This window comes from Rhodococcus sp. NCIMB 12038, from assembly GCF_002165735.1.
Taxonomy (GTDB): domain Bacteria; phylum Actinomycetota; class Actinomycetes; order Mycobacteriales; family Mycobacteriaceae; genus Rhodococcus_F.
The window spans coordinates 270,683-289,168 of record NZ_NHML01000008.1; the positions used below are offsets into that span (position 1 = coordinate 270,683).

Consider the following 18,486-nt stretch of genomic DNA (forward strand, 5'->3'; position numbering starts at 1 on the left):
CGTCCGACGATTGTCTTACACGGTCACCCAGTCGAGGAGCAACGATGACGGACAGTGATTCCGGGGCAGTCACCGAAGACGCCGCAGGCGCAGTTTCCGACGGCACGGATCTGAATCGCGTTCACGCCGAGATCGCTCGCCTCGATGCGGAGATCCTGGATGCGGTGAATCGCCGCCTCGTTCTCGCACAGCTCGCGGCCCGCACCCGGGTCGAGTCCGGTGCACCGATGGTCGCGCTCGGTGGGGAGACCGACGTGATCCGCCGCTATCAGGACGAATTGGGCCCCCGGGGTTCGCTGCTGGCGCTGGAACTGCTCCGGCTGGCGCGGCCACCCTTTTCGTCGACTTACCGAACACGGTAGTCGTACCGACACTCACCTCGGTCGACACCGATCGCGAGAGCAGTGCCCAGCAGTCTTCGCGACGCTGGGCACTGTTCGCCTGTTCAGGCGATCCGGGAGATGACGGTCATCGCCCGGGCTCACGAGACGTTCTTCAGGCGTTCACTTCCCGCAACTCGTCCGTGGGTCCGGATTCGCCGGCGGTGTCGCTGTCGTCTGCCTGCGCCGTGCGCCCGCCACGAGCAATGAGGCGATCGAGGGAGAGCGCACCGCCGCCGAGGAAGATCATCAGGAACAGTGCCCAGCAGAAGATAGCCGAGAGTTCACCATTGTTCTGGATGGGGAGGGCACCGTCCGGCTGATGGCTCCAGAAGTAGGCGTACGCCATCGAACCCGAGGCGAGGAACGCCGCGATTCGCGTCCCGAGGCCGAGGAACAACGCGGCGCCGCAGACGAGTTGGATCACGGCACCCCACCAGCTCGGCCAGGCACCTACCGCTGCGGTGTGCCCGCTGTGAGGTGCGGTCGGCCACGCGAACAACGTCGAAGTTCCGTGGCAGAAGAAGAGGAAGCCGATAACCACGCGGAACGCCGCGATGGCATAGTCGACAGTGGCGCCTCGAGGGCGTGAAGTGCTCTTGTTTGTCACCTCGCAGAAGATAAGGCATGCCTGCCCTAAGCGTTGAACTTGCAGGGCCATTCGACGCGGCCACGTGGGAAAACGGGGCTCAGGTATGGCAAGCATCACACTCGAGGCGCTGAAGTTGCCGTGTTCGCCGCCGACCATCTCGGCGCCCCGGCACCGTTCCCGTTGCTGGTGGCCGTCGCGGGCGCCACGCGGCTTCGTGTGGGAACCCTGGTGCTCAACGCACCGTTCTGGAACGCCGCCCTCCTCGCTCGCGAGATCGCGACGACGGACATCCTCACCGACGGACGGCTCGAGATCGGTCTCGGTGCCGGGCACATGAAGTGGGAGTTCGACGCCGCGGGTATCGAATGGCAGCCGTTCGGCGGCCGGGTCGAGCAGTTGTCGGAGATGGTCGACGGCCTGCGCACGTCCTTCACCACGGACTTCGACGAGCTACCCGAGGGCCGCACCGTGCCACGACCGTTGCAGCGGCGCGGATTCGGCGGCTCGGGTCCGCCCCTGACCATCGGCGGTACCGGCGACCGGGTGCTGCGGATCGCGGCCGCCCACGCCGACATCGTCGGCGTCGCGGGGACGTTTCAGATTCCGGGCCGGCCCCCGGGCACATTCCGCCTCGCCACCGCGGACGAGGCGGCCGATCGAATTCGCTTCGTACGGAACCATGCCGGTGCGAGAGCCGAGGACATCGAGTGGCATCTGCTCGTCCAATCGGTCGTCGAGACGGACGACCGCCGGGCCACGGCGACCGAGATCGCGGACCGGCTCGGCGACACCATGTCGGTGGACGACGTCCTCGGCACCCCCTACGTCCTCGTGGGAACCGTGGACGAGATGGCCGAGCAACTCCGGAGCCAGCGGGAGCGTTACGGCTTCTCGTACGTCACCGTCCACGAACCGTATCTGGAGGTGTTCGCCCCCGTGATCCGTCGACTCCGCGAACAGAGTTGACGGACAACGACTCACGGCGTATTGATGTACTCCTGGATGGCCTGCGCCGCCCTGGGGTTGCCCTGGCCCATACCGACTATTGCACCGGTGATCGCACCGATCGGCGTACCGATGATGCACCCGGCGAGACTGCCGGGGAACATCGAAACACATCCGACGCCGAGACCCATGAGCGCGCCGATCGCCGTGCCGGCCGCTCCCCCGTTGGCCCAGCCGACGCCGAGTTCGTTGAGCATGTTCTCGAGGGCCTGCTGCTTGTCGACCTCGTGCCGGCCGGGGATCGCCAGTGCAGGCGTTCCCGTGTTCGGTACGACGGGGTCGGCGTGCGCCGTGCCCGCTCCGAGTGTCACCGTCGCTGCGACGAGGACCGATGCTGCCGATTTCTTGATCAAGTTCATCGCGATCCCACCCTGCTGAAGAAGGAAAAACCGGTTCCGACTGTAACCTGCGGCTGCATCATCGGTGGCGAAACCGCGGCATCGGAAGAGTACCGCGGTGAGGGCCCGCCGGCACGGGTGAAAGCCGTCAGTTCACGCGCCGGTTGAACAGTCTTTTCGCCCAGAGGTAGCCGAACAGCGCGATACCGGCGCTCCAGCCGACCGCGAGCACGGCGCTGCTGCCGACGGGACCGCCGAGCAACAGCCCGCGGATGGTCTCGATGACGGGGCTGAACGGCTGGTACTCGGCGAACCACCGCAGACCGGCGGGCATCGAGTCGGTGGGGACGAATCCACTGCCGAGGAAGGGCAGCAGTATCAGCACCATCGGGAGGTTGCTCGCCGTTTCGACGCTCTTGGACACCAGCCCGAACGCGACGGACAGCCAGGTGAGTGCGAACGTGAACATCGCGAGCACCGCCGTCGCCGCGATCCACTCGCCGAGCCCGGCGGTGGGCCGGAAACCGATGAGCACGGCGACACCGACGACCAGCACGAGGCTGATCAGTGTCTGGATCATGCTGCCGACGACGTGCCCGGTCAGCACGGACACCCGTGCGATGGCCATCGTCCGGAACCGGGCGATGATGCCCTCGGTCATGTCGGTGGCGACCGAGATCGCGGTGCCCTGGGCGGCGCTGGCCACGGTCATCAAGAGAATTCCCGGTGCTACGTAATTGATGTAGGCGCCGCGTCCGCCGTCGGGATCGCCGAGTCCCGCCCCCAGCGTGCCGCCGAAGACGTACACGAAGAGCAGGAGAAGGACGATCGGCATCCCGACGAGGAGCACCGTCACCGACGGGTACCGGATCATGTGCCGGAGGTTGCGGCGCAGCATTGTTGCCGAATCGCTCAGCGCGTAACCCATGGTTGTCATCGCAGGCTCTCTTTCCGGGTTGCGGCACGCTCGGTGAGCGCGAGGAAGACGTCGTCGAGATCGGGAGTGTGCACGGTCAGATTCTCGACGCTGATCGACGCGTGATCGAGCCGGTCGAGCAGTGCGCGCAGCGATTGCACGCTGCCGTCGCCGGGAACCTGCAACGTGAGCGATTCCTCGTTCCGGGTCACGTCCCCGAGGAGCCGGGAGGCCGCGTCGAGTTCGCGCACCCCGGGCAACTGCAGGGTGATGTGGCCGCCCGGAACGAGCCTCTTCAGCTGCTCCGGCGTTCCCTCCGCGACCAGCCTGCCGCCGTCGAGGAGTGCGATCCGGTCGGCGAGCCGATCTGCTTCCTCCAGGTACTGGGTGGTGAGGAAGATCGTGACTCCGTCGGCGACGAGTTCTCGGATGATTTGCCACATGGCGCGGCGGCTGCGCGGATCGAGACCGGTCGTCGGCTCGTCGAGGAAGATGATCCGGGGATTGCCGACGAGGGTCATCGCGAGGTCGAGACGGCGGCGCATGCCACCGGAGTAACTTCCGGCCGGCTTCGCTCCCGCCTCGACGAGATCGAAACGGGCAAGCAGTTCCGTGGCCCGGGCGCGGCCCGCGTCGCGGCGCAGGTGGTGCAGATCGGCCATCAGCATCAGGTTCTCGCGACCCGTGAGGAGGTTGTCCACCGCGGAGAACTGGCCGGTCACACCGATGGTGGATCGCACCGCATCGGGCTCGCGGGCGAGATCGTGACCCGCGATCCTGACGTCGCCGCCGTCGGGGGCGATGAGCGTGGACAGAATCTGGACCATGGTGGTCTTGCCTGCGCCGTTGGGCCCGAGCAGCGAGAAGATCGTTCCCTCGCCGATGTCGAGGTCGATGCCGTCGAGGACGACATTGTCGCCGTATGACTTTCGTAGCCCGGTGGTGGTGATCGCGGACCGGGTGGTGATCGATGCTGTCATCAGTCTGCCTTTCGACTGGTCGACTTCTGGGAATCGGGGCGGCGAATCACGATGTCGCCGAACCCGGTACGGGCACGCACCTCGACTCTGTCGTCCGTCGATTCGGGCCGGTCGACGGAGTCCAGATGGTTCTGGACCTTCCCGAAGGACGTGTGCGCGTCGAGCCGGGCAGCGGTCCCGGAGCGGATTCCGATCTCGATTCGGCCGTGGCCGGTTTCCAGCGACGCCGCGCCCTGCGTCACCTGCCCGATGCGGATGTCGCCGTTGGCGGTTGCCGCGGCAAGGTCGGCGCGGGCGTCGTCGACGGAGATGTCGCCGTTCGCCGTCTTCACCCGCAGTCCGCCGTCGATCGCGCCGATCCAGTTGTCGCCGTTGGAGTTCTTGATCACGGCACTGCCGTCGATCGCACCGACGCGGAGTTTTCCCGACCCCGTGCTCACGTCCGCATCGCCCGCGACGTGGCCCACGGTGACCGTGCCGGCCCCGGTGTGCACGTCGAGCGGGCCGGTGTCGCCGAGTTGGACGTCCCCCGCCGAAGTCTTGACCCGGCACGCACCGAGCCGTCCCGCGCCGCGGAATGTCGCCACCGACGCGTCGCCCTCGAACTCGGAGCCGGTCGGCAGCGCGATGGTGACGTCGACGGAACCGGCCTTGCCGAACAGGCCGAGACCGCGCTGCTTCGGCGCCTTGACCAGCAGCCTCCCTGAGGAGTACTCGACGCGGGTCTGCTCGGCGGCGCGAACGTCCGATTCCCGCGAACCGTCGCTGGGGCGCACGTCCACGACAGTGTCGTCGCGGTCGCTCGCCGTGATCCGTGCGTCGCCGACGACGAGTTCGACCGTGGCCGAGATCGGCGCCGGGGTGCTGAATGTGGGCATGGTTGTCCTCCGGAATGTGGTGATGGCGAATGAAAGGACGGGCGGGTCGGGTCAGCGCACCCAGCCCGTGAAACGGTCGTTGCCGCGTGGGGCACGCCGTTCGGAGCGACCACTGCCGCCGTCGGACTCCAACCCCGCGGCCGCGGACCGGACGAGCCAGGCGTTCACCGACAGTCCTGCCTCCCGAGCGGCCTCCTCGACGCGGTCCTTGAGGTCTTGCGAGAGACGAAGATTGATCCGGGTCATGGCTCCGTCTTCCACTTCCGCGATTCGCGGCGGCGTCACGTCCGGACCGAATGCGGCCGGCTCCTCGAACGACTGCTCGGCGGGCGCGGGAGTGACGACGAACGTGGGCTCACGTCCGCGGAGTCGAAGATCCACCGAACCCGGTGCGAGGTCGCGGGTGATTTCACTGGCGGCCGCCGACAGCGCGTCGAGTAGCGCGAGCCGGACTCCGGACTCCAGTGGTGCGGTGAGTCGCTCGGCGAGGGCACGGGCGTCCTCTCCCCCGGCTTCGGCGGCTACTGCCAGTTCGTGACGGAGGGACGCGACATAGGGTGTGAGATCCATGGTGCCATCATGGCATCACAATGGCACCATCGCAAGACTCAGTCGGGGATCGATGTGCCATCGTGGTGTCACCGCGGCGCAGTCGGTCACCGCGAGCGCAGGTCACGGCAAGAATTCAGGCAGACCGAACTGCTCGAAGTGCTCCGGACCGATGAACGAGGTCAGTTCCGCGATCTTGGTGCCGCGCAGGGTCAGCACCGTGATCGACCAGCGGAGGTGGGTGCCGGCGCCCTCGTCCCACAGGTAGAAGGCCACGCCGGGCTGACCGTTGGCTCCGACCGGCAGGTGGCGCCACGAACCGCATCCCGTGAGCGGGACCCGGACCGCGAAATCCGTGACCGCGGCCACACCGCGGTACCAGTGAGCCATCGGCGGCATCGACCAGGTGACGTCCTCCGTCAGGAGAGCGACCAGAGCATCGGCATCACCGCGTTCCAGCGCGGTGGAGTACCCAGCGACCAGGGCTCGCAGACGCGCGTCGTCGATCCCGCGCAACGTTTGCGACTGGGTCATCGAGGGAATCTTCTTCGCGACGATCGCCCGGGCCCGCTGCAGCGCGCTGTTCACCGACGCCGTCGTCGTGTCCATGGCGGCGGCGATCTCGGCGGCGGAGAACCCCAGGACCTCGAAGAGCAGCAGGGCAGCCCGCTGATTGCCCGGCAGATGTTGCAGTGCCGCAACGAATGCGAGTTCGACGGACTCGCGCTGCTCGTAGCGGGCGGCCGGCCCCGCCGCACCGGCGGCCAGTCCCGCATCGGCGTACGGACCCAGCCACGCCACCTCGGTGAGCGGCACGTCGCCGACGACGACGTGATCACTGGAGGGACCGAGGTCGACGGGGAGGGCCCTCTTACCGCGCGATTCGACGGCGTCCAGGCAGGTGCGCGTCGCGACGGTGTAGAGCCAGGAGCGCAGCGCGCTGCGGCCCTCGAACTTCGCGAAACCGCGCCACGCCCGCAGCAGCGCGTCCTGCAGGGCGTCGTCGGCATCGTGGCTGGAGCCGAGCATGCGATAGCAGTGGGCGTGCAGTTCGCGGCGCAACGGTCCGACCAGGCGCGTGAACGCGGCGTCGTCTCCGTCCCGGGCCCTGGCCAGGTCGGGATCCTCGGCTTCTGCCGACGCGTGCGGTGTTCGAACGGAGTTGTCGCTCACGAACGATGATCCTGCCCCACCGGCGACTCGTGCACCGCGCATCACCTCGTGGGGGTCGGAGCGGGTGTGGGCGCCAGCGACATTCCTGCGTAGATCTCGTCGAGAACGGTGGGCAGCAACGCGTTCGCGGTGGTTTTGCCCTCGGGCGACAGGGTCAGATTCGCCCAGATCACGAGGGTGACTTCGTTGTCCGGGTCGTATCCGATGAACGAGTTGAAGCCCGGCAATTCACCGCCGTGGTAATACATCGACGCGTTCGGCCCGAAACGCTGGTAGCTGATCCCGTAACCGTATTGCTGCCCGTCGGGTGCGTCCGGGTCCTCGGGTTGCAGACTGTCCCGCCACTGTTGCTGGTATTCCGGATTCAATACCTCGCCTGAGACCAGCGCCCGGATCCATGTCGCCAGGTTGTCCGCCGTGGAGATGGCACCGCCGGCGGCGGTGGCGTAGGACGAATTCTGGTTGGTGTAGTCGACGGGCTGCAGTGTCCCCGCCCTCGCGGCGGCCTGCATGTCGGCGGGATACGGCTCGTCCAACAGGGCGTAGGCCGATCCGCCGTACATGTAACCGTGCGAATACCGGTCCGGGATCGCCGTATCGTCGGCGGCGGGAAGAGAGGTCTGGTTCAGCCCGAGTGGCCCGAGCAACCGTTCCTGGAACTGCTCGGTCAGCGGGCGGTCGCCGACCTTCTCGGCGACCAGACCCAGCAACGCGTAGTTGGTGTTGCTGTATTCGTACGACGTGCCGGGTGAAAAGTCCGGCGGCCGGCTGAACGCAATGTCCAGGACCTCCCGAGGCGTCCATGCCTTCGCCGGGTCGCTGTCCAAAGTCGCCGCCAGCTCGGGCGCATTCGTGTAGTTGTACAGCCCGCTGCGCATCGTCAACAGCTGCTCGATGGTGATGTTCTCGCCGTTGGGCACGTCGGCAACGTAGGTGGACACCGGGTCGCTGAACCGGAGCTTGCCGTCCTGTGCCAGCAGGACCGTCAGCGCCGCCGTCAAGGTTTTCGTGTTGGAGGCGATTCGGAAATGAGTCTGCGCATCCGGCGGTGTGTCCGCGCCCAATTCCGTGGTGCCGACCACCGCGTCGAAGGTTCCCTGCGGGGTGCGGAGCTGCACCACCGCACCGGGGATCATCAACTCCTCGGCGGCCGCGTCGACCGCGGCCTGAAATGCGGCCGGATCGATGGAATTGAGCGCCGAATTCGAAGCAGCCGTCGCCGTCGCCGCGGCAGGCGATGAAGCATTCTCGGCGGTCGTCGGCTCGGACGTGGGTGAGCACCCCGCGATCACGAGTGCGCCGCACGCCGTGAACACAGCGAGACGGGTGGCGCGTCGTGCGCGCAACCGACCCACTCCAGTTCTCCGGCCCCGCATGTATTCCGCCGGGAAATCCCTCATCGTCGCCATCACCGCCTCGGCGCCATGGTTCGGATACCGCGCCGATGGGCGGTACCAGCTGGCAGGCCTCTTCGAATCCTAGCCCGCGAGACCACCCACTCCGTCGCGATCACCGAAACATTTCAGCGCTTCCGCACTGGCACGCCAACGCGAATGAACTCACGTATTGCCCTGTCCGGAACGTCGCTCGTCTCCGTACTCGACACCGGCAGCGTGTTTCGACCTTCACGGTCGGCTCGGCAACACCTACGATTTCGACGCCTCCGATTTCGCCGCTCTCCGACGAAACACCGCGGACCGCGCCCTGGCGGCCCGAATCGGCGATCCCGTGGTGCCGTCGGCGGCGAAATAGGTTATGTGCGCCGCGGTATCTCGAGCACGGGGACGTCGGTCAGCGCGCACTCCCGCGAAGTCTTTGCCGCCACGTTCGACACGCACATCGACGATCTGCCGAACTTCCGTTCACCCCCGCCGACCCGCTCATCGTCACGCGCAAAAACCCGCTCGACGAACGCGGGGAAGGGTAACCCGTCGTTCCCGAATTGCCGCCGTTCCCGCTCCGGTTTCAAGAAATTCTCCGAGGGTAATTGGGGTGTATGGGCGCACGAGAGAGGACGACGACAGGGTCGACGGCGCTCGCCGACGCACCCCCTGGACGGCTGCCGCGAAGGCAACCACTCCCGCCCAGGCGGTCGGCAACGTCGACATCGACTTCGGCCGGGACGCGGCACGGCCTTCCCCGACGGACCACGACGACGGCCCGGCCGACGCGTAGGGATACCCGCACCGAACCCGTCACGAAGCCGACGGCCCGGAAGCGTCCCCGGGACACGGGGTCCCGCGGACCGGCCCACACCGGATCCTCCGGCTCCGGCAGCAAGCGCCTGCCCGATCCGGTCGCACCGGACTTCGGGGACGTCACCGAGTGGCTGCAGGACCAGGTTGGCCGCCTCGTCGACGCACTGCGGGACCGCGGCGAGAAGGAGGCGCAGAATCTCCGGCAGAAATTCAAGAAGTGGCTGGCGTCGCTCGTCCACGAGGTAATACACAGCAACGCCGGGGCCGGCGCCGGACTCGAGGGCATTCGCGCCGCGCTGACGGGTAAGAATCCGGTGTGGGCCGCGATCAAAGCGCTGATGTCCGGTTTGAGCGGCAAAGCCAAGGTCGGCCTTGTTCTCCTTCTCCTCGTCGCACTTCTGCTCGGACCGGTACTACTCGTAATTCTTCTGCTGGCGCTCCTCGTCGCGGTGATCGTCGCGGCGGTACGAGCCGCCAGCCGGTGACATTCCTACCTTGCACACGGAAAGCATTGCAGCTGAATCACTCTCGAAAAACCACAGCGATGCGTCGATCTCGTCTCCGCCCGCCGGGATTTGTGGGAAGCGTTCGCCGCGGCAGGTCGGCCGAACCGACTTTTCTGCCGCTGGTTGAGCGTCCTGCCGCTGGGGTAGTCGGGAGACGGCGCCCCCTTACCGCGCACGGTATTGCGACACATTACCGAGGACGGTCCTGCGACACATTGCCGAAGTTGGCGAGAGGTGCGCCGGCGACTACTCGGTAAAGGGGTTCGACGATGAAAACCAAAGGTCAGGTGGCGTTGGCCGTCGGCGCGGGTTACATGCTGGGCCGAACACACAGGATGAAAATGGCACTGATGCTCGCGGCTGCGGGTGCAACCGGACGCTTCCCCGGCGGGCCACGCGATTTATTGGAACGCGGCACGAAGGTGCTCGCGAACTCCCCCGAATTCGCCAAGATCAGCGATTCGGTTCGACAAGAGCTGGTCAGCGCTGCGAAGGCCGCGGCGGTCACCGCCGCAAGCCAGCGCATCAACCAGCTCAACAACCGGATTCTGTCCGGCGGCGGCGAAGCGGTCAGCGACGTGGGCGACACGGTCGACGACACTGTGGGTGGTGTCGGTAATTCGGTCGGCAAACTCAGCAGTCTCGGAAAACTCGGTCGCAAGCGACGCGGTCGGTCCAAGGACGAGGAGTACGACGAATCCGAAGTCGACGAAGAGCCGGACGAACAGTACGCCGAGGAAGACGAGGACTACCAGGAACCAGAACCCGACGAGGACGAAGCCTCCGACGAGGAGGAACCCGCTCGACGCAAGCGACCCGCCGCACGTCGGCGCGCGTCCAGCAACGGCAGCTCACGGCCGACGAGCAGGTCGCGCAGCGCGAAATCCGACGAGGACGAAGAGGACGACGAGGAAGCCCCGACCCGCGGCCGCAGGACCCGGGCCAAAGCCACGACTGATTCCGCGCCCGTCCGGCGCGGCGGACGGTGAGCACGATGACGAACGCTGCAAAAAAACTGAGTGAAGCCGCACCGGGAGACGGTGGCGGGTCGTCGGGTGTGCTGCAGGACGCATTGCAGAAGCTGGTCGGCACGGTGACGGAGAAAGCGCTCACGTCGGTCTCCGACAAGGTGCAGAACGCTTCGGGCAGGCTCACCGACTACGCCGAGGGTGGCGGCGGAGGGCTGCTCGCCGCCGTGACCGGTTCCGAGAAACTGGCCGAGGGTGAATCACCGATCAAGTCTGCGGTGAGCGGTGGCTTGCAGAGCGCCAAGGAAAAAGTCAAGGACACCGCTTCCGACGTCAAGGAGGCCGTCACCGGTGGTGGCGGCAGCAAAGGCAAGAAGCTCAAGCTGACCAACATCGTCGAAACGCTCGATGTCGGGGTCCCGGTCCAGCTCGCCTACAACCAATGGACCCAATTCGCCGACTTCCCCTCCTTCATGAAGAAGGTCGAGCGGGTGGAGCAGGAAGCGGACGAGAAGCTCGAGTGGAAGGCACAGGTGTTCCTGTCGCATCGAACGTGGGAGGCGTCGATCATCGAGCAGGTTCCCGACGAGAGGATCGTGTGGCACTCGAAGGGTGCCAAGGGTTATGTCGATGGCGCGGTGACGTTCCACGAGGTGACTCCCGATCTCACCCGCATCGTTCTCATTCTCGAGTATCACCCGAAGGGTCTGTTCGAGAAGACGGGCAACCTGTGGCGCGCGCAAGGACGACGAGCGCGACTTGAGTTGAAGCACTTCGGCCGCCACGTCATGACGCAGTCGGTTCTCCACCCCGACGAGGTGGTCGGCTGGCGCGGGGAGATCCGGGACGGCGAGGTGGTCGAGCCCGACGAGGACGAGCAGGACGAGTCCGAGCAGGAAGAGCCCGAGGAAACGGACGAAGCCGAAGGCGAGGAAAGCGAAGACGAGGAGCCAGAGCAGGACGAGTCCGAGCAGGAAGAACCTGAGGAAACAGACGAAGACGAGTCGGAGGACACCGACGAAGACGACACCGGCGAGGAGGAGGAAGAGGAAGAAGAAGAGGAAGCACCCCCGCGGGCGCGCCGAGGTCGCCCACGCAAGACCGCTGCGGCCGCCGAGACCAAGGCAGCCCCGAAACGGCGGGGCCGCCCGCGTAAGACTGCGGCAAAGAAGTCCGCAAGTTCGCGGCAAGGAGCGCGGCAATGACGGCGATACAACCGGCGGGTGGCGGCGGTGGAGTCAGCGGCGGCCCCAGCTCCAGCAGCCTCGCGGACGTCATCGACACCATCCTCGACAAGGGCCTGGTTATCGATGCGTACGTGCGGGTGTCATTGGTCGGTATCGAATTGCTGACCATCGACGCTCGCGTCGTCGTCGCCAGTGTCGACACCTATCTGCGGTTTGCGGAGGCCGTGAACCGGCTCGAGATCGGCAGTGGTGAGCCGAAGGGTCTGACGGACCTGGTCGGCGACGTCACCGAGGGTGGTGCCAAATCGAAGACCAAGGGCGCGATCGAGTCGGCGGGTGAGAAACTCGGCGACTTCCTCGGTGGCGGTCAGGAAGAGCCTGAGCGCGAGCGGGTTTCGCGCAAGTCCAGTCGAGGGGACAAGTGATGTCTAAGTCGAAAGAGTCCAACGACGCGTCCGACGAGCCGCGCACCAGCGGCATCTACGTGTACGGCATCGTGCCCGCGGACGTGGAAGCCGAAGAGGACGCGGTCGGCGTGTGTGACGGCCCGGTCGCCGTCGTCACGCACGGCGATATCGCGGCGCTGGTCAGCGAGATCTCGGTGGACCGGCCACTCGGAAAACCCCAGGATCTCCAGGCGCATGCACACCTGCTGGACGGTACGTCGGGTGTGGCACCGGTACTACCGCTTCGTTTCGGGGCGGTCATGACCGATGAGGAGGCCGTCGAGAAGGAACTGCTCGAGGCACACGCCGAGGAGTTCGCCGCAGCATTGAAGGAACTCGAGGGTCGAGCGCAGTACGTCGTGAAGGGGCGGTACGTCGAGGAAGCGATCCTCCGCGAAATAATCGAGGAGAACCAGCAAGCGGGCGAACTGGTCGACGCGATCCGCAATCAGCCGGAGGAGACCACCCGCGACGCCCGGATGGCGCTGGGCGAGATCATCAGCAACGGCATCGAGGCCAAACGGGACGAAGACACGCGCACGGTGGTGGAAGCGCTCGAGTCGTTGTCCGACTCGGTCAACGTCCGGGAACCGACCCATGAGGAGGAGGCCGCGCAGGTAGCGGTCCTCGTCGAGGTCGCCCGACAGGAAGAGCTCGAGAAGGCAGTGGGAGACCTGGCCGAGCAGTGGGACGGCCGGGTCGAGATGCGCCTGCTCGGACCTCTCGCCGCCTACGACTTCGTGGTGACGCAGAAGCCGGAGGGCTGACCGATGGGTGTGCTGTCGTTCATCGCCACGTTGCCGCTCGCTCCCGTCCGTGGGGTGATCTCGCTGGCCGAGTTGATCCAGCGACAGGTCGAGGAAGAACTCCACAATCCCGCGAGCGCGCGGCGCGCGCTCGAGGAGTTGGAGGACGCCCGCGCGGCCGGTGAGATCTCCGCCGAGGAGGAGGAAGAGGCACAGCAGGCGATCCTCGACCGCATGACCGGATCGGCACGGCCCAGCAGCCCGGAGAAGGAGTGATAGTCGATGGCAGAAGAGGAGCCACCTCCGTTGCCTGCGCCGGAGATCGCCGAGATCGCAACGCGTGACATCGCGAAGTTGACCGGCAAGAAGCCGCTCGGTGCCACATCGGTCATGCCCACCGACGACGGCTGGGCGGTGGAGGTGGAGGTGGTTGAGGATCGGCGGATCCCGTCGTCGACGGACATGCTCGCGTTGTACGAGGTGGTACTGGACCTGGATGGAGAACTGTTGTCCTACCGCAGAACCCGCCGCTACAGCCGCGGTGTCGGTGACAGCGGGAGCGCGCAGTCATGACGGTCGCCGGCGGCGGTGCGAGCAACCTTCCGCAGAGTTCGGGCGGCGGATTCGGCGGCGGGCACCAGTCGACGAATCTCGGCGAGATTCTGGAGCGGGTACTCGACAAGGGTCTCGTGATCGCCGGCGACATCCAGGTCAACCTCCTCGACATCGAACTGCTCACCATCAAGGTGCGACTGGTGATTGCCTCACTGGAAACCGCGAAGGAGGTGGGGATCAACTGGTGGGAGAACGACCCCTGGCTGACCGGCAAGAACAGCGACATCGAACTCGAGAACCGGAAGTTGCGGGAGCGGATCGCCGAACTCGAGTCCGACAGGTCGGTTCGCCCCGCGGTCGAGGCCGCCGACACGGTCGAGGTGGAGGCGAGGCGTCAGGAGCGCGACGATGACAGCGGATGACGGTGTCTGGCTCTACAGCATCACCACCGACAGTATCGGCGATGCGCAACTCGACGGGGTCACCGGTGTGGCCGGTGAACCGGTCCGGACGGTGACGTCGTCGGGTCTGGTCGCGGTGGTGGGGACCGTGAGCCTCGGCGAATTCGGGCAGGAACCCCTGCAACGCAAACTCGAGGACCTCGACTGGCTGGCCGCAACCGCGAGAGCACACGACGCCGTCGTCGCGGCCGTCTTGCGCAGCGGACCCACCGTTCCATTGCGGCTGGCGACCCTCTACCTCGACGACGACCGCGTCCGCCGCCTCCTCACGGAACGCCGGGAAGAGTTCGATGCGACGTTGCGCCGGGTGACCGGGCGGAGCGAATGGGGCGTCAAGGGCTACGGAGACGCGAAGATCCTGTCGCAAAACGTGAAGGAGGAGCCGTCCTCGGCCGGCGCGACAGGGAAGGGAACCGCGTATCTATTGCGCCGCCGTGCGGAGTTGAGCGCGCAGCAGGACGTCGAACGCAAGGCGGCCGGCCACGCGGGAGAAATTCACTCCGCCCTCCTGGACCAGGCCGTCGACGGGGTACGCCGGCAGATCACCGATCCAGTGCTCACCGGCAAGCGGGCCTGGATGATCCTCAACGGCACCTACCTCGTCGACAACGAACGCGTGGAGGGTTTCGCGGCACTCGTCAGAGCACTCGACGCCGAACGTCCGGGCATCACACTGGAATTGACCGGACCGTGGCCGCCGTATTCGTTCGCCGGAATCGACGGCTGAGCCATGAGCGAGTTGGTTCCCGCGGACGACACCCGCCGCATCGCGCTCGTCGATCTACTCGACCGGGTGCTGGGCGGCGGTGTCGTCATCACCGGCGAGATCACGCTGTCACTCGCCGACGTCGACATGGTCCGCATCTCCCTGCGCACGCTCATCGCGTCGGTGAGCGCACTCGTCCCGGATCTGGCCGAGCAGGATTCCGACGATGGCTGAGCCCGAACCCGTCGATTCGGATGCCCCGAGCGACATCGGTCGCCGGGTACTGCCGCAGCGGATCGACGCGGATCCCGAATCAGTCGAGAAGGGCCTGGTCACCCTCGTCCTGACGATCGTGGAGCTACTACGGCAGTTGATGGAACGGCAGGCGCTGCGCCGAGTCGAGCACGGCGATCTCAGCGACGACCAGATCGAACGCATCGGCACGACGCTCATGCTGCTCGAGGAGCGCATGGCCGAGTTGCGTGATCATTTCGACCTCACACCCGAGGACCTGAACATCGACCTCGGACCGCTGGGTCCGCTGCTGTCGAACGAGTAGCCGAACTCACCGAGCGTCGGCAATATCAGTGTTTGAGGGCGTTCTTGATCTTCTTTCCTGCGTCCTTGACCTTGTCGCCCATCTGTTTGGCGTTGCCACTGGCCTGTTCTTTACTCCCCTCTGCTTCGAGGTGGGCGTTGCCAGTGGCCCTACCGACCGCTTTCTTGGCGGCGCCCTCGGCGGTTTCGACCTTGTGCCGGATCTTCTTTCCCATATTCATGACGCCGTCCTGTCCTCTGCTGTCACTCCCGATTGCCCAGCGTCACCGGTTTCAATCACGCAGCAACAGCGCGCTGTCCCCGAACTCGTGCCACAGATATCCGCGTGCGAGCGCCTCGTCGTAGGCGCGTCGGACCGCCGCCGCGCCCACCACCGATTCGAGCAGCATCAGGTGGGAGGCCCCCGGCGCGTGCCACCCCGTGATCAGCCCGTCCACCACGCGGGCCGGCCGCGCCGCGCTCAGCACCAGGTTCGTCCAGCCCACGCCCGCCACCGCCAGCCCGTCCGGCGTTGCCTGGGTCTCGAGTGCCCTGGTCACCGTGGTGCCGACCGCGATCACACGGCCGCCGGCAGCGCGGCGATCATTGATCAGTCGCGCCGTGTGCTCCGGCACCTCGTACCGCTCGGGGATCGGCGGCTCCCCACGCTCGGGCGAGGACACACCCGTGTGCAACAGGATCGGCGCCGTCACCACCCCCGAGGTCGCGAGATCGGTGACCATCGGATGCGTGAACGGTCGCGCGGCGCTGGCCATCTCGGCGCTCCCACCGGTGCGGCCGAAGATCGTCTGGTAGTAGGACAGCGGCCAGCGCCCATGGACGTACGCGTACGTGATCGGACGGCCCGCGGTGGCGAGCAGTTCCGTCGCTACGTCCGCGACGCCGTCGACCGAGGCACGCCACAGCCGGGTCGAACCACGGGGCCAGGGCTCCCGGAGTGTCGCAACGGCGCCGCGCGAAAGCCCGATCCGCGTGCCCGCCTCGAGCGAGTCGAGGGCTCCCGATACCGGGCCCGGCGCTCGCACCTCGACCGCCCAGTCCCCGCCGCCGAGTTCGGTGGAGAAGTGCACGACCACCGGTCCCACCGTGTCGACGGTGCCGTCCACTGCCGCGGCCAGCGTCGCCGACGCGTTCACCACCACCACGTCACCAGGCCGGAGAAAGCGCGGCAGGTCGTGAAAAGTGCTGTGCACCAGCGTGCCCCGATCGGACACGAGCAGCTTCACCGAGTCGCGCAGCAGGCCCCGATCCTCCGGCGGGCCGCTCGCCTCCAATCGCTGGGGCAGGACGAACCGGAATTCGGTCACGGACCCGCTGCCTGCCCGGGTCACGACAACACTCCCGTGTTCGCGGCCGTGAAGTCGGATGCACGGTACCGGCCGCTGGATGGGCGCGTCTCGAGCAGCCTCAACAGGGCCGGGACCACCGTTTCCGGCTCGGGCCGATCCGAGATGTCCTCGCCGGGGAACGCCGCCTGGTGCATCGCCGTGCGCATGTCGCCGGGATCGAAAGCGTAGATCGCGAGATCTGGCTCCTCGACCGCCAGTACCGCGGTCGCGTGGTCGAGCGCCGCCTTCGCCGCACCGTAGCCGCCCCAGCCCACATAGGCCTCGACCGCGGCGTCCGACGAAATGTTGATCACGGTGCCGTCCGCGGCCCGCACCTGCCCGATCAGCGCGGTGATCAACGCGATCGGCGCCAGCACGTTCGTCGCGAAGACCTGGGCCAGTTCATCCTCCGGGTACCGGGTCAGGGCGGGCATCGGGCTGGGACCGAGCGCGCTGGCATTGTTGACGAGCAGGTCCAGTCGCCCCCGCGCCGCGATCACCTCGGCGAGACGCTCACGATGTCGCGGATCCGTCACATCACCGGGGATGGCAGTGATGGTGCTCCCCCGCGAGGCGACCCGATCGAGCGGTTCGACCCGCCGTCCGGTGACGATCACCTCCCAGCCGCGCTCCGCGAGCGCGAGCGCGCTCGCCCGACCCAATCCTGCCGATCCCCCAGTGATCAGCGCCCGTTTGGTGCCGTTCATCGCAGACTCCTTGCCTCCAGTGACATCTGGCACCATCCTGAAACCTGAAGTCCACTTGATGTCAAGGGCTGCCGCCGACGATGTGCTGCCCGCGCCGAGGGGGGTGGGATTCTGGGGTGGAACGGACGATAATGAGTCCCTACCGTGAGACGAATGCGCCACGTGCCACGACCCGCCTGGAAGCTCGCGAGCCGAACCCGGGCGCCGACCGAATCGAGAGTGACTTCGTATGAACACAGTCGCAGTGCGCTCGGCGATCGCAGCGGCCGCTGCATTCGCCGCCTTCGCCGCACCCGGTATCGCGGCCGCCGCACCGAACCTGCACGGGGATCCGACGACTCCCGGCAACCAGGTCCAGGTGGAGAGCGAGCCGGGCGACTCGAACAGCTACACCTGCGGGGCGGTCGGCGTCGCGGGAGCCGGCGTCGGATCGAATTCCTCCGGTGGCGCCGGTTCGGTCAACGGCACCTATTTCGGACCCGGCCCGGTCCAGGGCGGCTGCGTCGGTAGTGACGGGTCGGTGTACTTCCCGACCGGCAACGCCGAATAACGGCAACCCCGAAAGCGCTGCCTAGATCCGCGTGACGGTCGCGAGCCAGGCCGGCGCGCCGTCGTCACCGTGGAATCGCGTGTGAATCCGGTCCGGTTCGATCGCGGTGATGTTCCATCCGGCGCCAGGGTTGAACGCCGCGCTCAACTCCTCCCGGGTGACGGGGTGCGGGCCGGTATCGGGGCCTTCGTCACGGAAGCACAGCACGTACAGGGTCCCGTCGCGTTCGGTCACCGAGGCCACACTCGCCACGTAGCCCGGCCGCTCTCCGGCGTCGAACGTGTGGAACAGCCCGCAGTCCAGCACTGTCGCGAACCTGCGTTCAAGCGTTTCCAGCCGGAGCGCGTCGGCGGCGGTGAACTCGATCTCGATTCGACGATCCCCGGCCTTCGCCCGGGCGATCGCCAGCGCCGTCTCGGCCACGTCCACGCCCACAACCGACAGTCCCAGCGCGGCGACGTGAAGAGCGTTCTCGCCGGTTCCGCAGCCCGCGTCGAGGACCGCTCCGGCGAATCCACCCTCGGATGCCACCCGCACGACCGCCGGCTGGGGCCCGTCGATATCCCAGGGCGCACGGCCCTCGTGATACGACGCATCCCAGGGCAGCCCCGTCATCCGCTCGTGACTCGTGGGTTCCCGACCGCCGAACGGATCGTCGGCGAGAGGCCCTGATCGCTCCGGCACCGTCGTCCCCTTCCCGCATCCGATCGGGCCAACCCATCATGGCACGGCAATGCGTGAAAGTCGGCCGTTCCTCCT

26 protein-coding genes and 1 pseudogene are annotated in these 18,486 nt (G+C 66.9%); 15 read left to right on the top strand and 12 right to left on the bottom strand.

The window, feature by feature from the left end; genetic code table 11:
* Positions 1-44 precede the first annotated feature (44 nt).
* Positions 45-362 carry a chorismate mutase gene (locus CA951_RS14520; RefSeq protein ID WP_087557483.1) on the top strand — a complete coding sequence of 106 codons (318 nt, stop codon included), beginning with the start codon at positions 45-47 and terminating at the stop codon, positions 360-362.
* Positions 363-495: 133 nt separating this feature from the next.
* Here the strand turns inward: CA951_RS14520 and CA951_RS14525 are convergent, their stop codons facing one another.
* Positions 496-990: a DoxX family protein gene (locus tag CA951_RS14525; RefSeq protein ID WP_087557572.1), complete on the bottom strand. Its 495-nt coding sequence runs from the start codon at positions 988-990 to the stop codon at positions 496-498.
* A gap of 120 nt (positions 991-1,110) precedes the next feature.
* Here CA951_RS14525 and CA951_RS14530 point away from each other — a divergent pair, with 120 nt between their 5' ends.
* Positions 1,111-1,938: an LLM class F420-dependent oxidoreductase gene (locus CA951_RS14530; protein ID WP_373413796.1), complete on the top strand. Its 828-nt coding sequence runs from the start codon at positions 1,111-1,113 to the stop codon at positions 1,936-1,938.
* Between the two features lie 11 nt (positions 1,939-1,949).
* Here the strand turns inward: CA951_RS14530 and CA951_RS14535 are convergent, their stop codons facing one another.
* From CA951_RS14535 to CA951_RS14565, 7 genes are all read right to left on the bottom strand, one after another.
* Positions 1,950-2,336 (bottom strand): hypothetical protein, encoded by a 387-nt coding sequence (locus CA951_RS14535; RefSeq protein WP_087557484.1) that lies wholly within the window; start codon positions 2,334-2,336, stop codon positions 1,950-1,952.
* 127 nt (positions 2,337-2,463) lie between these two features.
* Positions 2,464-3,252 carry an ABC transporter permease gene (locus CA951_RS14540; protein WP_087557485.1) on the bottom strand — a complete coding sequence of 263 codons (789 nt, stop codon included), beginning with the start codon at positions 3,250-3,252 and terminating at the stop codon, positions 2,464-2,466.
* Entirely contained in the window at positions 3,249-4,211 is a 963-nt protein-coding gene (locus CA951_RS14545; protein WP_087557486.1) for an ATP-binding cassette domain-containing protein, read from the bottom strand. The genes CA951_RS14540 and CA951_RS14545 overlap by 4 nt, the downstream gene beginning before the upstream one ends.
* On the bottom strand, positions 4,211-5,089 hold the full coding sequence (locus tag CA951_RS14550) for a DUF4097 family beta strand repeat-containing protein (RefSeq protein ID WP_087557487.1): 879 nt from the start codon (positions 5,087-5,089) through the stop codon (positions 4,211-4,213). Before CA951_RS14550 ends, CA951_RS14545 begins: the two co-directional genes overlap by 1 nt.
* A 51-nt stretch (positions 5,090-5,140) precedes the next feature.
* Entirely contained in the window at positions 5,141-5,659 is a 519-nt protein-coding gene (locus CA951_RS14555; protein ID WP_087557488.1) for a toxin-antitoxin system HicB family antitoxin, read from the bottom strand.
* Between the two features lie 102 nt (positions 5,660-5,761).
* Positions 5,762-6,811 carry a sigma-70 family RNA polymerase sigma factor gene (locus tag CA951_RS14560; RefSeq protein ID WP_087557573.1) on the bottom strand — a complete coding sequence of 350 codons (1,050 nt, stop codon included), beginning with the start codon at positions 6,809-6,811 and terminating at the stop codon, positions 5,762-5,764.
* 41 nt (positions 6,812-6,852) lie between these two features.
* Positions 6,853-8,166 (bottom strand): serine hydrolase domain-containing protein, encoded by a 1,314-nt coding sequence (locus CA951_RS14565; RefSeq protein ID WP_373413798.1) that lies wholly within the window; start codon positions 8,164-8,166, stop codon positions 6,853-6,855.
* Between the two features lie 176 nt (positions 8,167-8,342).
* Between CA951_RS14565 and CA951_RS44225 the strand changes: the two are divergent.
* The 12 genes and pseudogenes from CA951_RS44225 to CA951_RS14625 all read left to right on the top strand — a co-directional run.
* Positions 8,343-8,738, top strand: a pseudogene (locus CA951_RS44225) (cupin); the annotation flags it as partial.
* Between the two features lie 69 nt (positions 8,739-8,807).
* A complete protein-coding gene (locus CA951_RS44230) occupies positions 8,808-9,494 on the top strand; it encodes a hypothetical protein (protein ID WP_256973659.1) in 687 nt (228 codons plus the stop codon).
* A 290-nt stretch (positions 9,495-9,784) separates the two neighbouring features.
* Entirely contained in the window at positions 9,785-10,504 is a 720-nt protein-coding gene (locus CA951_RS14580; protein WP_087557489.1) for a hypothetical protein, read from the top strand.
* A 5-nt stretch (positions 10,505-10,509) separates the two neighbouring features.
* Positions 10,510-11,688 (top strand): SRPBCC family protein, encoded by a 1,179-nt coding sequence (locus CA951_RS14585; protein ID WP_087557576.1) that lies wholly within the window; start codon positions 10,510-10,512, stop codon positions 11,686-11,688.
* A complete protein-coding gene (gene gvpJ / locus CA951_RS14590) occupies positions 11,685-12,095 on the top strand; it encodes a gas vesicle protein GvpJ (protein WP_087557490.1) in 411 nt (136 codons plus the stop codon). The genes CA951_RS14585 and gvpJ overlap by 4 nt, the downstream gene beginning before the upstream one ends.
* Positions 12,095-12,883 carry a GvpL/GvpF family gas vesicle protein gene (locus tag CA951_RS14595; RefSeq protein ID WP_087557491.1) on the top strand — a complete coding sequence of 263 codons (789 nt, stop codon included), beginning with the start codon at positions 12,095-12,097 and terminating at the stop codon, positions 12,881-12,883. The genes gvpJ and CA951_RS14595 overlap by 1 nt, the downstream gene beginning before the upstream one ends.
* Before the next feature lie 3 nt (positions 12,884-12,886).
* Positions 12,887-13,138, top strand: a complete 252-nt coding sequence (locus CA951_RS14600; protein ID WP_087557492.1) for a gas vesicle protein GvpG — start codon at positions 12,887-12,889, stop codon at positions 13,136-13,138.
* A gap of 6 nt (positions 13,139-13,144) precedes the next feature.
* Positions 13,145-13,435: a gas vesicle protein GvpO gene (gvpO, locus tag CA951_RS14605; RefSeq protein ID WP_087557493.1), complete on the top strand. Its 291-nt coding sequence runs from the start codon at positions 13,145-13,147 to the stop codon at positions 13,433-13,435.
* Complete coding sequence (locus tag CA951_RS14610; RefSeq protein ID WP_087557494.1) at positions 13,432-13,839, top strand: gas vesicle protein; 408 nt, start codon at positions 13,432-13,434, stop codon at positions 13,837-13,839. The genes gvpO and CA951_RS14610 overlap by 4 nt, the downstream gene beginning before the upstream one ends.
* On the top strand, positions 13,826-14,605 hold the full coding sequence (locus CA951_RS14615; RefSeq protein WP_087557495.1) for a GvpL/GvpF family gas vesicle protein: 780 nt from the start codon (positions 13,826-13,828) through the stop codon (positions 14,603-14,605). The genes CA951_RS14610 and CA951_RS14615 overlap by 14 nt, the downstream gene beginning before the upstream one ends.
* A gap of 3 nt (positions 14,606-14,608) precedes the next feature.
* Positions 14,609-14,818 carry a gas vesicle protein gene (locus CA951_RS14620; RefSeq protein WP_087557496.1) on the top strand — a complete coding sequence of 70 codons (210 nt, stop codon included), beginning with the start codon at positions 14,609-14,611 and terminating at the stop codon, positions 14,816-14,818.
* A complete protein-coding gene (locus tag CA951_RS14625) occupies positions 14,811-15,143 on the top strand; it encodes a gas vesicle protein K (RefSeq protein ID WP_143543055.1) in 333 nt (110 codons plus the stop codon). The genes CA951_RS14620 and CA951_RS14625 overlap by 8 nt, the downstream gene beginning before the upstream one ends.
* A gap of 25 nt (positions 15,144-15,168) precedes the next feature.
* Here CA951_RS14625 and CA951_RS14630 read toward each other — a convergent pair whose 3' ends face one another.
* The 3 genes from CA951_RS14630 to CA951_RS14640 are packed head-to-tail and all read right to left on the bottom strand — an operon-like array spanning position 15,169 to position 17,177.
* Positions 15,169-15,363 carry a CsbD family protein gene (locus CA951_RS14630; protein ID WP_087557497.1) on the bottom strand — a complete coding sequence of 65 codons (195 nt, stop codon included), beginning with the start codon at positions 15,361-15,363 and terminating at the stop codon, positions 15,169-15,171.
* A 51-nt stretch (positions 15,364-15,414) separates the two neighbouring features.
* Positions 15,415-16,473, bottom strand: a complete 1,059-nt coding sequence (locus tag CA951_RS14635) for an S-adenosylmethionine:tRNA ribosyltransferase-isomerase (RefSeq protein WP_087557498.1) — start codon at positions 16,471-16,473, stop codon at positions 15,415-15,417.
* Positions 16,470-17,177 (bottom strand): SDR family oxidoreductase, encoded by a 708-nt coding sequence (locus CA951_RS14640; protein WP_087557499.1) that lies wholly within the window; start codon positions 17,175-17,177, stop codon positions 16,470-16,472. Before CA951_RS14640 ends, CA951_RS14635 begins: the two co-directional genes overlap by 4 nt.
* Before the next feature lie 229 nt (positions 17,178-17,406).
* Here CA951_RS14640 and CA951_RS14645 point away from each other — a divergent pair, with 229 nt between their 5' ends.
* Positions 17,407-17,727 carry a hypothetical protein gene (locus CA951_RS14645; protein ID WP_087557500.1) on the top strand — a complete coding sequence of 107 codons (321 nt, stop codon included), beginning with the start codon at positions 17,407-17,409 and terminating at the stop codon, positions 17,725-17,727.
* A 21-nt stretch (positions 17,728-17,748) separates the two neighbouring features.
* Here the strand turns inward: CA951_RS14645 and CA951_RS14650 are convergent, their stop codons facing one another.
* Positions 17,749-18,411, bottom strand: coding sequence for a class I SAM-dependent methyltransferase (locus CA951_RS14650; RefSeq protein ID WP_256973660.1), 663 nt, complete (start codon positions 18,409-18,411; stop codon positions 17,749-17,751).
* Between the last annotated feature and the right edge of the window lie 75 nt (positions 18,412-18,486).